This window comes from Bifidobacterium gallicum DSM 20093 = LMG 11596 (assembly GCF_000741205.1).
In the GTDB taxonomy this organism is placed as follows: domain Bacteria; phylum Actinomycetota; class Actinomycetes; order Actinomycetales; family Bifidobacteriaceae; genus Bifidobacterium; species Bifidobacterium gallicum.
Window position 1 is genome coordinate 25,909 of the sequence record NZ_JGYW01000010.1, and the last position, 13,725, is coordinate 39,633.

General features: G+C 55.9%; 11 protein-coding genes and 1 tRNA gene. All 12 read left to right on the forward strand.

Going from position 1 to position 13,725, the window contains the following annotated elements; all coding sequences use genetic code 11:
• Positions 1–127 precede the first annotated feature (127 nt).
• Positions 128–1,006 carry a bifunctional methylenetetrahydrofolate dehydrogenase/methenyltetrahydrofolate cyclohydrolase gene (locus BGLCM_RS07290; RefSeq protein ID WP_006295839.1) on the forward strand — a complete coding sequence of 293 codons (879 nt, stop codon included), beginning with the start codon at positions 128–130 and terminating at the stop codon, positions 1,004–1,006.
• Positions 1,007–1,148: 142 nt separating this feature from the next.
• Positions 1,149–2,636 (forward strand): 30S ribosomal protein S1, encoded by a 1,488-nt coding sequence (gene rpsA / locus BGLCM_RS07295; RefSeq protein WP_006295840.1) that lies wholly within the window; start codon positions 1,149–1,151, stop codon positions 2,634–2,636.
• A gap of 217 nt (positions 2,637–2,853) precedes the next feature.
• Positions 2,854–3,330: a YbaK/EbsC family protein gene (locus BGLCM_RS07300; RefSeq protein WP_238548654.1), complete on the forward strand. Its 477-nt coding sequence runs from the start codon at positions 2,854–2,856 to the stop codon at positions 3,328–3,330.
• Between the two features lie 228 nt (positions 3,331–3,558).
• Entirely contained in the window at positions 3,559–4,302 is a 744-nt protein-coding gene (locus tag BGLCM_RS07305) for a MerR family transcriptional regulator (RefSeq protein ID WP_044085258.1), read from the forward strand.
• Positions 4,303–4,443: 141 nt separating this feature from the next.
• Positions 4,444–5,094 (forward strand): dephospho-CoA kinase, encoded by a 651-nt coding sequence (coaE, locus tag BGLCM_RS07310; protein ID WP_006295844.1) that lies wholly within the window; start codon positions 4,444–4,446, stop codon positions 5,092–5,094.
• Between the two features lie 3 nt (positions 5,095–5,097).
• Entirely contained in the window at positions 5,098–7,209 is a 2,112-nt protein-coding gene (uvrB, locus tag BGLCM_RS07315) for an excinuclease ABC subunit UvrB (RefSeq protein WP_006295845.1), read from the forward strand.
• A gap of 95 nt (positions 7,210–7,304) precedes the next feature.
• A complete protein-coding gene (locus BGLCM_RS07320; RefSeq protein WP_044085266.1) occupies positions 7,305–8,333 on the forward strand; it encodes a TerC family protein in 1,029 nt (342 codons plus the stop codon).
• A 294-nt stretch (positions 8,334–8,627) separates the two neighbouring features.
• Entirely contained in the window at positions 8,628–10,070 is a 1,443-nt protein-coding gene (pyk, locus tag BGLCM_RS07325; protein WP_006295847.1) for a pyruvate kinase, read from the forward strand.
• 381 nt (positions 10,071–10,451) lie between these two features.
• Entirely contained in the window at positions 10,452–11,378 is a 927-nt protein-coding gene (gene cysK / locus BGLCM_RS07330) for a cysteine synthase A (RefSeq protein ID WP_006295849.1), read from the forward strand.
• Between the two features lie 102 nt (positions 11,379–11,480).
• Entirely contained in the window at positions 11,481–12,179 is a 699-nt protein-coding gene (gene epsC / locus BGLCM_RS07335) for a serine O-acetyltransferase EpsC (protein ID WP_238548653.1), read from the forward strand.
• Between the two features lie 111 nt (positions 12,180–12,290).
• Positions 12,291–12,364, forward strand: a tRNA-Leu gene (locus BGLCM_RS07340).
• A gap of 513 nt (positions 12,365–12,877) precedes the next feature.
• On the forward strand, positions 12,878–13,725 hold an 848-nt coding region (locus BGLCM_RS07350), incomplete at its 3' end, for an RNA-guided endonuclease InsQ/TnpB family protein (protein ID WP_044085268.1).

The window sequence follows — 13,725 nt, forward strand, 5'->3', positions numbered from 1 at the left end:
CGGGACCGGGGGTGTCCTTGAAGCCACGCCGAAGCCACGCCATGGGCATCGGCGTGCGCCATGCACGATATGGCGCGTACACTATGCACCACATTGCACCACATTGCACCACGATGAAAGGCATACGATGGCAATCATACTCGACGGCAAATCGCTATCCTCCCAGCTCAAGCAGCAGCTCACTGAACGTGTGGCGGCATTGCGCGCGCAAGGGGTGACGCCGGGCTTGGCCACGGTATTGGTCGGCGAGGACGCGGGTTCGCGCAAATATGTGGCCGGCAAGCATCGTGATTGTCAGGAGGTCGGTATTGCCTCAATCCGCCGTGAGTTGCCTGCCGACAGCAGCCAAGACGATGTGATGCAGGTCATCGACGAACTCAACGCCGACCCTTCCTGCACGGGATACATTGTGCAGCTGCCATTGCCGCGGCATATGGATGCCAATGCGATCCTTGACCGCATTGATCCGGCCAAGGACGCCGACGGATTGCATCCGTACAATCTTGGCGAACTTGTGCTACATGTCGATGGGGCGGTTGATACGCCGCAGCCATGCACGCCGGCAGGTGTGTTGAAGCTGCTCAGTGCCTATGGCATCGAATTGGCCGGCAAGGAAGTGTGTGTCTTGGGCCGTGGCATCACAATAGGCCGCACAATTGGCCTGATGATGAGTGCGCGCGGCGTGGACGCCACGGTCACATTGTGTCATACAGGCACTACGGATGTGCATGCGCATATGCGCCGGGCCGATGTGATTGTGGCGGCATGCGGACAAGCCGGATATGTGCAACCCGATGACGTCAAGGACGGTGCCGTGCTCGTGGATGTAGGAGTGTCGCGTGTGTGGGATGAGCAAGAGTCGCGCTACCGCGTACATGGTGATATCGATCCGGCCTGCCACGCCAAAGCGTATGCGTATACGCCCAACCCGGGAGGGGTGGGTCCGATGACCAGGGTCATGTTACTCGACAACGTGGTTACTGCCGCCGAGCGGGCTTTGGCATAGATTGCGACACGCCCGAAATTTTGACATGGTGTTAGGGCAGTGCTGCCAGTACTATGAATGACTGTATGTGCATGCTTCACGCATGCGCCCATAACTGAATATCGATACTATCCATTTACATAATTGCAAGAAACCACATTACATGGCAGAGAACAATAACGGAGTCGAAAAGGTCGCCATCAACGATATTGGCACCGTCGAAGACTTCATCAAGGCAGTCGATTCCACCATCAAGAACTTCGATGATGGTGATTTGGTTGAGGGTCAGGTCGTCAAGGTCGACCACGACGAAGTGCTGCTCGACATCGGCTACAAGACTGAGGGTGTCATTCCCTCCCGCGAGCTTTCCATCAAGAAGGACGTTGATCCCGATGAGGTCGTCGAAGTTGGCGACACCATCGAGGCCCTTGTCGTGACCAAGGAAGACAAGGAAGGTCGTCTGATCCTGTCCAAGAAGCGTGCACAGTACGAGCGCGCCTGGGGCGACATCGAGAAGATCAAGGAAGACGATGGCGTGGTCGAAGGCACCGTCATCGAGGCTGTCAAGGGCGGCCTCATCGTCGACATCGGTCTGCGTGGCTTCCTGCCGGCTTCCCTTGTTGAGATGCGTCGTGTGCGCGACCTGTCGCCGTACATCGGCCAGAAGATCAAGGCCAAGATCCTTGAGCTCGACAAGAACCGCAACAATGTGGTGCTGTCGCGCCGCCAGTACCTTGAGGAAACGCAGTCCGAGGTCCGTGAGACCTTCCTGTCGCAGCTCAAGAAGGGCCAGATTCGTGAAGGTGTCGTGTCCTCCATCGTCAACTTCGGCGCATTCGTCGATCTCGGTGGTGTTGACGGCCTGATCCACGTGTCCGAGCTGTCCTGGAAGCACATTGACCACCCGTCAGAGGTTGTCAAGGTTGGCGACAAGGTCACCGTTGAGGTGCTCGACGTCGATCTCGATCGCGAACGCATCTCGCTGTCGCTCAAGGCTACGCAGGAAGATCCGTGGCAGCGTTTCGCTCGCACGCATGTTCCTGGCCAGATTGTGCGCGGCAAGGTCACGAAGATAGTGCAGTTCGGTGTCTTCATTTCCGTCGAAGACGGCATCGAAGGCCTCGTGCACATCTCCGAGCTGGCCAACCGCCACGTCGAGAACCCGGAGACCGTCGTCAAGCCGGGCGAAGAAGTCTTCGTCAAGGTCATCGACGTCGATCTCGATCGTCGCCGTATCTCGCTGTCGCTCAAGCAGGCCAACGATTCTGTTGATCCGGCTTCCGAAGACTTCGATCCAGCTCTGTACGGCATGCCGGCAGAGTACGACGAAGAGGGCAACTACAAGTATCCGGAAGGCTTCGATCCGAACACCAACGAGTGGATCGCCGGTTACGAAAAGCAGCGTGAGGAGTGGGAGTCGCAGTACGCCGCCGCTCACGATCTGTGGGAACAGCACAAGGAGTTCGTGGCCAAGGAACTCGAAAACGCCGAAGCTTCGGCTGCCGAGGATGGCCAGAACACCGAAGCTGCCAAGGAAGAGCCCGAAGAGGAGACCTCCAACTACTCCTCCGACAACACCTCCAATGGCACGCTCGCTGATTCCGACCAGCTGGCCGCCCTGCGCGAGCAGCTGCTCAGCGAAAAGAAGTGAACTCGCTTAAGAAGTTGAGTGCCTAGGGGCCATGCCCCGACTATGGGTCCGCATCACGCCATTGAGCGCAATGCGGACCCATTGTTGTACACGGTGTTCTCATGTGGCACGCGATACTGTAACGCCTAATACGAAGAGCACCTGAGAGAGAAAGATGATCGAGACGCACGCGAACCCATTGGCAGGATCTGCATTGGCATGCGATTGCATCGTGACGATGCTCAATCAACGCCATATCGTCCATGAAATCATTGCGCATGCGCCCGTGACCACTGCCCGGGCGGCACAATCATTGGCACTGCCATACCCAGAGGCCCAAGCGGTGAACCTGTTTCTCAAGGATGGTGCCAAAGCGCACTACTTTCTTGTGGTGGCCCATGCCGGAACCCATGTGGACCTCAAATGTTTGCGGACTGCTTTGCACAGTGCGCGTTTGAGTTTCGCCAAACCGCAGGAATTGCAAGAGGTATTGGGGCTTGAACCGGGCGCGGTCACCCCATTGGGCACATTGGCCGATACGGACCATCGTACCGATGTCGTGATTGACCAGTCATTCCAGCATCGACTCATCGGTGTTCACCCCTGCACCAATGCGGCTACTTTGTACCTCTGCACCGATGACCTTGTACATGTGCTTGCCGAGCATGGTGTGCATACGATCTTCCTTGATATGAGTTCGAAGCCTTGCACATGAATGGTGCGGATTGCTGGCGCACGATGCCATCGGATCGTCCATGATGCACTGGGTTCGGCCACGCATATCCAAGTGCCGCTACGTAACAATGGGCTGCGGCATGCCACCCATGATGAGCCCGACCAGGGCGCACAGCAAACCAGGCGGTGAACTCTGTAGCCGACACGCCGTGAACTTGCTGGTGACGCAGCGTCATCAGGCATAGTGCGGGGTGAAAGGAGGCATGCCATGTCTACACCAGCATCGGCACCAACCTATTCCACAGGACAAATTGCCGAGCATTGCGGGGTCAGCGTGCGCACAGTGCAATATTATGATCGGCAAGGGTTGCTGGAACCCAGCGGAGATTCAACATCAGGCCGACGCAACTACACTGATGACGATGTGCTCAAGCTCGAGTACATCTTGATGCTCAAAGCCACGGGTATGTCATTGGCTGCGATCCGCACAATCATGGAAAGCCCATACCAGATGCGCATGCTCATGGATGTGTTGGGGGACCAGCAGCAGACGTTGCAGAGGGAAATCGAGGACCGTGAACGCAAACTCGCGGCGATTCGCCAGCTGCATGCCGATGTGCAACTGCATGGTCGGCTGACGCTCTCCACACGAACCGACATGGCGAATACGATGAATAACAGAACCTCATGGAAACGTTTTGCCATAGCATTGATCATCATGAGTGTGCTCATGGAAGCGCTATGGATTTGCGGATTGATCTGTGCCATCCAAACCGGCCGCTGGTGGGTGTTTGCGCTGTGCCTGGCCATTGCGATTGTGGGACTTAGCTGTATGACATGGCGGTATTACCGGCACGTCAGTTACTGGGATCCACAATCACAACAGGAATTCACCCCGAAGTTTTGGCCATGGTTCTTTGCACAGCATACGCTGCATACAAGGAAGCTGCGTGTACCACAAACCGGGCAGAAAGTTTGGTGTGTGGAGCATTACCATACGCAAGCGTGGTGATGCAATGTGCACAGGCGTTGCCACATAGGCCAGCGGTCGGCAGGCTTGCAGCATGCTGGCGGCAGGCATGATCAGCACGTCCCCTCATGCCTGCCGCTGATGGCGTCACACAGGTTGTTGTGCGCGGCTAGTCTGGTATGCATGATCAGGATTGCGTTGACCGGTGGTATTGCAGCCGGTAAAAGTACGGTGTCGCAGCATTTGCGCGAGTGCGGCATTGCGGTCATTGATTACGATGAGTTGACGCACATATTGCAAGAGCCAGGTTCGCCGGCCATCATGTTGCTGGAGCAACGGTTCGGCCCTGACGTCATTGATGCGGACGGTCGCGTTGATCGTGCGGCGCTGGCGGCGCGCGTATTTGGGGGCGCGCAAGGGGACAATACGGCGTTGGCGGATTTGAATGCGATTATGCATCCGCTGATTGACCAGTTGGCTGCCGAGGCTGAACGTCATGTGCTGGCCGTCAATCCCAATGCCGTCATCGTGCATGACATTCCTTTATATGCTGATGTGCATGAGCATTTGCCCGTGACGTTCGACCATGTGATGACTGTGGAAGCACCTGTGTCGACGCGGGTGCAACGTATGATGCGTACACGCGCTATGAGCCGTGAACAAGCATTGGCGCGTATCGTCAACCAAGCTACAAGCGAGCAGCGTGAACAGTTGGCCGACGCTGTCATTGACGGTAATGCTGCCATACCAGACATGGATTGTCAGGTCGATCAGCTCTTGCGTTCATGGCATGTGCCGATGGCGGCGACGCATGCACCATCAGAAAGGTTGTGATCCATGGGATTTGAGATTGAACGCGTCAACAAACCGTTTGTGGTCAAATCGCCATACCAGCCTTCAGGTGACCAGCCGCAGGCCATTGAGGAACTGGCGACACGCATCGAGAACGGTGAGAACGATGTGGTGCTCATGGGTGCCACTGGTACGGGTAAAACGGCGACGACAGCATGGCTGGTTGAACGTTTGCAACGTCCGACGTTGATCATTGAGCCAAACAAGACATTGGCGGCACAGCTGTGTGCCGAGTTTCGTGAGCTCATGCCCGACAACGCCGTGAGCTATTTCGTCAGCTACTACGATTACTACCAGCCGGAAGCCTATATTCCGCAAACCGACACCTATATTGAAAAAGACTCGAACATCAATGACGACGTGGAACGTTTGCGCCATGCGGCTACAGCAAATCTGCTGACGCGCCGCGACTGCGTGGTGGTGGCCACCGTCTCGTGCATTTATGGTTTGGGCACGCCTGAAGAGTATGCGGGCCGCATGTTGCTGCTCAAAGTTGGCCAGCAAATCGAGCGTGACCAATTGTTGCGTACGTTCGTTGACATGCAGTACAAGCGCAATGACATCGCGTTCACGCGTGGCACGTTCCGTGTGCGCGGCGACACTGTGGAAATCATTCCCGTGTATGAGGAACTGGCTGTGCGCATCGAGTTCTTCGGCGATGAGATTGACCGCATCACCATGCTGCATCCGTTGACGGGCGATGTGATCGGCGAGCAGGAATCCGTGCATATTTTCCCGGCGTCGCATTATGTAGCCGGTCCCGAGCGTATGCAACGTGCGCTGACGTCGATTCAGCAGGAGCTTGATGAGCGCGTCGCCCAGTTGCATCAGCAAGGCAAGGAACTTGAGGCGCAGCGGCTGAGCATGCGCACGACTTACGATCTGGAAATGCTTTCGCAAGTGGGCGTGTGCTCGGGCGTGGAGAATTATTCGCGTCATTTTGACGGCCGTGCCCCTGGTACGCCGCCGCATACGTTGCTGGATTTCTTCCCTGACGATTTTCTGCTCGTCATTGACGAGTCGCATGTTACGGTTCCGCAGATTGGAGCCATGTATGAGGGCGATGCGTCGCGTAAGCGCACGCTCGTGGAGCATGGGTTCCGTTTGCCGTCTGCCATGGACAACCGTCCGCTCAAATGGCCCGAGTTTTTGGACCGCGTCGGCCAGACCGTGTATCTGTCGGCCACTCCCGGCGAGTATGAGTTGGGGTTGTCGGACGGGGTTGTCGAACAGATCATCCGTCCTACGGGTCTGGTCGATCCGCGCATCGACGTGCGTCCTGTGGAGGGGCAGATTGATGATCTGCTCGCCGAAATCAAGGACCGTGTGGCCAAGGGGGAGCGCGCTCTGGTCACGACGTTGACGAAGAAAATGGCTGAGGATCTCACTGATTACCTGCTCGAACGTGGCATCAAGGTCGAGTATCTGCATTCCGATGTGGATACGTTGCGTCGCGTGGAATTGTTGCGTGAGCTGCGTGAAGGCAAGATCGATGTGATTGTGGGCATCAATTTGTTGCGTGAGGGTTTGGATCTTCCCGAAGTTTCGTTGGTGGCCATTTTGGACGCCGACAAAGAAGGATTTCTGCGTTCCTATCGCTCGCTCATTCAGACCATCGGACGTGCAGCACGTAACGTATCGGGCACGGTCATCATGTATGCCGATGACATCACTGATGCGATGGACAAGGCGATTACGGAGACCAACCGCCGTCGTGAGATCCAGATGAAGTACAACGACGAGCATGGCATTGATCCGCAACCGTTGATCAAGAAGATTTCCGATGTCAATGACATGCTCGCCAAAGAGGATGTCGATACGCAAGAACTGTTGGAGGGTGGATACCGCAATGCCAACAAGGCCGGCAACTCGCATTTGGGAGTGCCGCTCACGGATGCCGATGAGGCACAGCGCCGCCATGAAGAACTGCTCAAGGCCGGATTGCCAGCCCAGGATTTGGCGTCGTTGATCCGACAGCTGTCGGACCAGATGCATACGGCGGCAGAACAGCTGCAGTTCGAGTTGGCTGCGCGGTTGCGTGATGAAATCCGTGATTTGAAGAAGGAACTGCGTGCGATGACCGATGCGCAAAAGTAACGGGTACTGATACTTGTCGGCCATGATGTAACGGTTGTCCCAAGCCATGAACCGCTGGGGGACAGCCGTCACATCGCTTTCGTATGCTAAAGCGTATGTCTGAAACCCCTATGGTCTTCATGGTTGTTACGTACGCTGTGCTGGCGGTATTTTTCATTGTTGACTTGTTTGTGATTGGTCGTCGTCCCCATGTACCCACCACGAAGGAATGCGTGCAGCATATCGTATTTTTTGTGGTCATGGCATTGGTATTCGCCGGACTCATGTGGTTTTTCGCAGGAGCCAAACCGTCCATCGAATTCCTGTCGGGTTGGTTGACCGAGTATTCGCTGAGCATCGACAACTTGTTCGTGTTCGTCATCATCATGGCGAACTTCGCGGTTCCCAAGAATTTGCAAAAATACGTGCTGTCCATCGGCATTACAATCGCGCTGGTATTGCGCGGCATCTTCATTCTGATCGGAGCTGCGATTGTGGAGCGCTTCACGTGGGTGTTCTTCCTGTTTGGCGCATTTTTGATTTACACGGCCATCAAAGTGGCGCGCGGTGAGGATGAGGATGAGGAGTTTCATGAAAACGTGCTGATCCGCATGCTGCGCAAGGTGACGCATGTGACGAACGACTATGATGGGCGCCATTTGCGCGTCACCCATGATGGTGTGAAGTTCTTTACACCGATGCTCATTGTGTTTGTCACCATCGGCACCACGGACTTGATGTTCGCGTTTGATTCCATCCCGGCGATTTTCGGATTGACGAAGGACCCGTTCATTGTGTTCACGTCGAACATCTTTGCGTTGCTTGGCTTGCAGCAACTGTATTTCTTGCTGGGGTCCTTGCTTGACAAACTTGTGTATTTGCCGGCCGGCCTGTCAGTGGTGTTGGGCTTCATCGGTGTCAAACTGATTATGGAAGCGTTGCATGGCAACTCGTTGCCGTTCATCAATGATGGCAAACCAGTGGCGTGGGTGCCGGAGATTCCCACGTGGCTTTCGCTGGTGGTCATTGTTGCGGCCATTGGTGGAGCGGCGTTGGCCAGTGTGATCCGTATGCGCCAACCTGATGCGCCCAAGCTTGACGAGACCAAGAATGTTGAGGTGGCTGAGCCCAGCGAGAAACAATAGGTCGAGTGTGCCGAATCGGTGCATGTTCCAAAGGTTTTCCAACGCTTTGAGGCAACGTTTTGAAAACGTTTACTCAAAGCGTTGTCCGTATCTGCGCAACCATGGGCAATCGTTGGAATAGCGCCGGATGGAGGTATGGTTTAGATGCTGAAGTTTGGCGGAAAAGAGCCTATGTTAACGCTAACAACACGCGAGCGCTGAACTAGATGTCGAGTTGCTCTTGCGCTATGGTGGTCAGTGGCTACCGCATCACAGGGTGCGGTATGACATCATAGAAAAGGACAGGCAGAACGCATGCGCAAAGCAAAGATCGTAGATACCATCGGTCCAGCTACCGAAGAATACGAGAACCTGAAGAAGCTTGTTGAAGCCGGTATGGATGTGGCTCGTTTGAACCGCTCCCACGGCACACCTGAAGACCATCTGCGCGTTTACAACAATGTGCGCAAGGCTTCCGAAGAGACGGGCCGCAATGTGGCGGTGCTCGTCGATTTGCAGGGCCCGAAGATTCGCTGCGGTTGGTTCAAGAAGAACGCCGAAGGTGAAGACAAGGTCCAGCTCACGAAGGGCCAGGAGTTCATCATCACCACTGATGACGTTGAGGGCGACGAGCATATCACGTCATGTACGTTCAAGGGTCTGCCGGGCGATTGCCATGTCGGCGACCCGATTCTCATCGATGACGGCAAGGTGCGTCTTGAAGTCACGAAGGTCGAAGGCAACAACGTCTACACGAAGGTCATTGTTGCTGGCCCCGTCTCAAGCCACAAGGGCATCAACCTGCCTGGCGTCGCTGTGTCGCTGCCGGCTCTGACCGAGAAGGACGAGTCCGATTTGCGTTGGGCCATCCGGACCGGTGCCGATATCATCGCCATGTCGTTCGTGCGTTTCGCATCCGACATCGATCGTGCCCATGAGATCATGGACGAGGAAGGCCGTCGTATCCCGATCGTCGCCAAGATCGAGAAGCCGCAGGCTGTGGAAAATCTTGAAGACATCGTCAAGACGTTCGACGGCATCATGGTCGCCCGTGGCGATATGGCAGTTGAAATGCCGTTCGAAGAGGTGCCGCTCGTCACCAAGCGCTGCATCGAATACTCGCGCCAGTACGCCAAGCCCGTCATCGTGGCTACCGAAGTGCTCGGCTCGATGGTGCATTCCCCGGTCCCGACCCGTGCAGAAGCATCCGACTGCGCCAACGCTGTGCTTGACGGCACCGACGCGACGATGACCTCGAACGAGACGGCTGTCGGCGATTACCCGACCGATGCAGTCAAGACGATGTCGCGTATCTCGGGCTATGCCACCGAGCATGGTTTCGACCGTATTCCTGAGCTCAAGAACCTCGACATGTCCAGCACGGGCGCCGTGTCGTCCGCCGCTGTGGATCTGGCTGAGAAGCTCAACGCCAAGGCCATCGTGGCCTACACGCAGACGGGTTCCACCGTGCATCGCGTGTCGCGTGAACGTCCAGCCACACCGATTTATGGTCTGACCACCAATGAGCATACCTACCACTGGCTGGCTTTGAGCTGGGGTACTGAAGGTCTGCTGCTGGGCGAGGATTACCACGACATGTCGCGTAAGGACCTCATGGTCTTCACCGACAAGATCCTGCGTGACGCTGGCAAGGTCGACAACGGCGACAAGATCGTGGTGCTCAGCTCCGCGCAGGGCGAGCATCAGCCGGGTCGCACGGATTCGATCTACGTGCACACCGTTGGCGCTTGCGACTGATTGCCGACTATGATGATGCGTCCATGATGTGGAACCACTTGCAGCCATGAACGCATGACATGCAACGTAAAGAAGCGGCTTGCCGAAACTATTGCGGCAGGCCGCTTTTTGCGTATGCGAGCTACGTGTGGCATCCAACTGTTGCGTAACGCCATATCGTATGGTGGTATTGGTTGGTACGAAATTCGCCAATGGCCAAGCATGCGGCGTGTCGGGAAGATTCGGCCATCCGGTATGTTTGGATGCAATATCAACACATGCACTGTCCTGAGGAAGGAGCCTGGATGACATTCTCGCGCCGATGTCGTCGTTGACCTTGCCGGACCAATTGGTTCGGCGAATACGCAATATCATACGAACCAATAGACAAGGAACATTCTTATGACGATCATCACTTCCGTAGACGAGCTCGTAGGCAACACACCACTGTTTGAAGTCACCAACATCGAGCGCGATGAGCATCTTGACGCACGCGTTCTGGCCAAGTTGGAATATTTCAATCCGGCGGGATCAGTCAAAGACCGCGTGGCACGCGCCATGATTGACGCGGCTGAACGTGACGGCAGCTTGAAGCCTGGCGGCACAATCATCGAGGCTACGTCGGGAAATACGGGTATCGGTTTGGCCAGCATTGGCACGTCACGCGGATACCACGTCATCATCGTGATGCCGGAAACCATGAGCGAGGAACGTCGCCGTCTGATGAAAGCCTACGGTGCTGAGCTCGTATTGACACCAGGCGCGGAAGGCATGAAGGGTGCATTGGCCAAAGCCGAGGAATTGCATGAGGCGACCGCGGGAAGCATCATTGCGGGCCAGTTTGTCAACCAGGCCAATGTGCAGGCGCATCAGAGCACTACGGGTCCTGAAATTTGGCGCGACACCGACGGCCACGTCGACTACTTCGTCGCCGGCGTAGGCACGGGCGGCACGATTACTGGTGTTGGCACGTATTTGAAAGAACACAACCCCGACATCGCGATTGTGGCGGTTGAACCTGAAACGTCACCCGTGTTGAGCGAGGGTCACGCCGGCAAGCACGGCATCCAAGGCATTGGTGCAGGATTTGTGCCAGATATCCTCGACACATCCATTTACAACGAAATCATCCGTGTCAAGGATGAGGACGCCTATGAGACAGGACGCCTGATCGGCCGTGATGAAGGCGTGCTCGTCGGCATCTCGTCCGGCGCCGCCATGTGGGCTGCCATCCAGATTGCCAAGCGTCCAGAAGCCAAGGGCAAAACCATCGTCGTGTTGTTACCGGATTCGGGTGACCGCTACCTGTCCACACCACTGTTTGCGTAAAGAGCGCTGAACGCTGATTCGCATCCATATCATCCCATCCACGACGGTATTCGCGGATGGGATGATTTTCGTTTTCGATACAAACACACTATTCTTGGGACGGTGAAGAACGGCAACATGCATGTGAACAGTAATGATCCGTTAGGCGCCGCCATCAGCGTTGTGACACAGGGCGCCAGAGGATTGTCCGATTTGCTCGGCGCATATCAGAAACGAGACCCTGCAGCGCGCACCAAACTGGAAGTGCTGTTGCTCTATCCAGGCGTGCACGCCGTCATCATGCATCGTGTCAGCAACTGGCTGTGGCGCCACCACCTGCGTTTCCTCGCTCGATTGAACTCGCAAATCGCCCGGCATATGACAGGCATTGAAATCCATCCAGGTGCCACAATCGGACGCCGGTTTGTCATTGACCACGGCATGGGCATTGTCATTGGAGAAACAGCCCAAGTGGGTAATGATTGCCTGATTTACCACGGCGTGACGTTGGGAGGTACGGGCAAGGACCGCGGCAAACGGCATCCCACACTGGGTGACCATGTGCTCGTAGGCTGCAACGCTTCCGTGTTGGGGCCTGTCACCATAGGCAACCATTCACGTGTGGCGGCCGAGGCTGTGGTATTGCATGATGTGCCACCATATTCGACGGTGGCCGGTGTGCCAGCCCATGTGGTGCGCTCCGTCAACGACAAGGACGAAGTCGTGCATTCAAGTGCTTCATTGCGTGTGGATGATGAAGAGGATATTTGCTTGGACTGCGACACGCTGATCATGCATCATCGTCGCGTGGTGCGCATGTGAGCATCAAGGCTATTGCGTTCGGCGTGTCGACTGTTCATGGAGCGCGACGCGCCGAAGCTGGTTGGCAAATGAAATTCTGTGTGCTATATTCGCACATGTTGTCCAGACAACGCCCCTGTATCCCAATTGGTAGAGGAGACAGCCTCAAAATCTGTACAGTGTGGGTTCGAGTCCCACCGGGGGCACCTGAGCAAAAAGACCTCAAATCGTTGAACAAACAACGATTCGAGGTCTTCTCCTTTCTTCACCACATCCTTTAATCCGTAATGGATAGGATGAAGAATGCAGCGGAGGCTGATGCTTCGTAATAGAACACATCCTTGACGTTTTCAAGGAGGTTCTCAACAATGAAAACCCGAAAGGAACTTGACCGAGCCGCTGAGCTTTTCGCTGCGCGTCATGGCGATACTCTAGGCAAACCAATTGGCGTACATGACGGAAACCTGCTCTATTAGTTTCTTCCTGCAGGATGCGTAAGAGGCGGCTGCATTGGTGTGCAGCAATTCATAGTAGTGGAAGTGAGCACCGGAGTAGCTCGTTATCAGACCAATAATGAGCTGATGAATGTGAACATCGCTTCCGTTTTGGACCATCTCGATCCGATTCCTGATCTTTGTTTCTCGGCGCAGGCTCCCGTCTCTGTAGGCGGGAGTTAGCCGAGTTCATGTTTGTTATTCTATGGCGGTGTAATAACAAACATGGAAACGAGTCGGACACAACGGGCCTACAGGTTCCGTTTCTACCCCACGCCGGGACAGGAGAACCTGCTACGGCGCACATTGGGGTGCGTCCGGCTTGTCTACAACAAGGCGTTAGCGTTGCGTAGCGAAACGTGGACCCGCGAACAACGCAACGTGTCCTACCGGGATACCGGCAAGGCGCTGACCGGGTGGAAGAAAAGCGAAGGGCTGGCGTTCCTCAACGACGTGTCCTGCGTACCATTGCAGCAGGCGCTACGTCATTTGCAAACCGCGTACTCGAACTTTTTCAACCACACGGGGGACTTCCCCGCGTTCAAACGCAAGGCGCATGGCGGTTCGGCCACCTTCACCCGCTACGCTTTCACATGGGACGGCTGCAAGCGTCATCTCAAGCTGGCGAAAATGAAGGAACCGTTGCGTGTCATCTGGTCAAGGACGCTTCCCGTGAAAGCCGTTCCCTCCAGCGTCACCATATCCTTGGACGCGGCGGGACGCTGGCATGTGGGCATCCTCGTGGAGGAACACGTCAAGCCGATACCCAGGACCGACACGCGAATCGGCGTCGACATGGGAGTGGATTCGTTTGCCGCGCTCTCGGACGGCGAGAAAATCCCCAACCCGCGTTTCCGCAAGCGCAACGCGAAACGGCTGGGGAAAGCGCAGCGCAATCTGGCCCGCAAGCAGAAGGGAAGTCGCAACTACGAGAAGGCCCGGCTGAAAGTCGCCCGCATTCAGGCGCAGGGCGCCGACCGGCGCAAGGACTTCCTGCACAAGCTGTCAACCCGCATCATCCGTGAAAACCAAACGGTGGTGCTGGAAGACCTGGCTGTGCGGAACATGTGCCG

Coding starts and splice junctions, on each gene's coding strand:
- BGLCM_RS07290 (WP_006295839.1), top strand. CDS start 128: ATGGCAATCATACTCGACGGCAAATCGCTATCCTCCCAGCTCAAGCAG.
- rpsA (WP_006295840.1), top strand. CDS start 1,149: ATGGCAGAGAACAATAACGGAGTCGAAAAGGTCGCCATCAACGATATT.
- BGLCM_RS07300 (WP_238548654.1), top strand. CDS start 2,854: ATGCTCAATCAACGCCATATCGTCCATGAAATCATTGCGCATGCGCCC.
- BGLCM_RS07305 (WP_044085258.1), top strand. CDS start 3,559: ATGTCTACACCAGCATCGGCACCAACCTATTCCACAGGACAAATTGCC.
- coaE (WP_006295844.1), top strand. CDS start 4,444: ATGATCAGGATTGCGTTGACCGGTGGTATTGCAGCCGGTAAAAGTACG.
- uvrB (WP_006295845.1), top strand. CDS start 5,098: ATGGGATTTGAGATTGAACGCGTCAACAAACCGTTTGTGGTCAAATCG.
- BGLCM_RS07320 (WP_044085266.1), top strand. CDS start 7,305: ATGTCTGAAACCCCTATGGTCTTCATGGTTGTTACGTACGCTGTGCTG.
- pyk (WP_006295847.1), top strand. CDS start 8,628: ATGCGCAAAGCAAAGATCGTAGATACCATCGGTCCAGCTACCGAAGAA.
- cysK (WP_006295849.1), top strand. CDS start 10,452: ATGACGATCATCACTTCCGTAGACGAGCTCGTAGGCAACACACCACTG.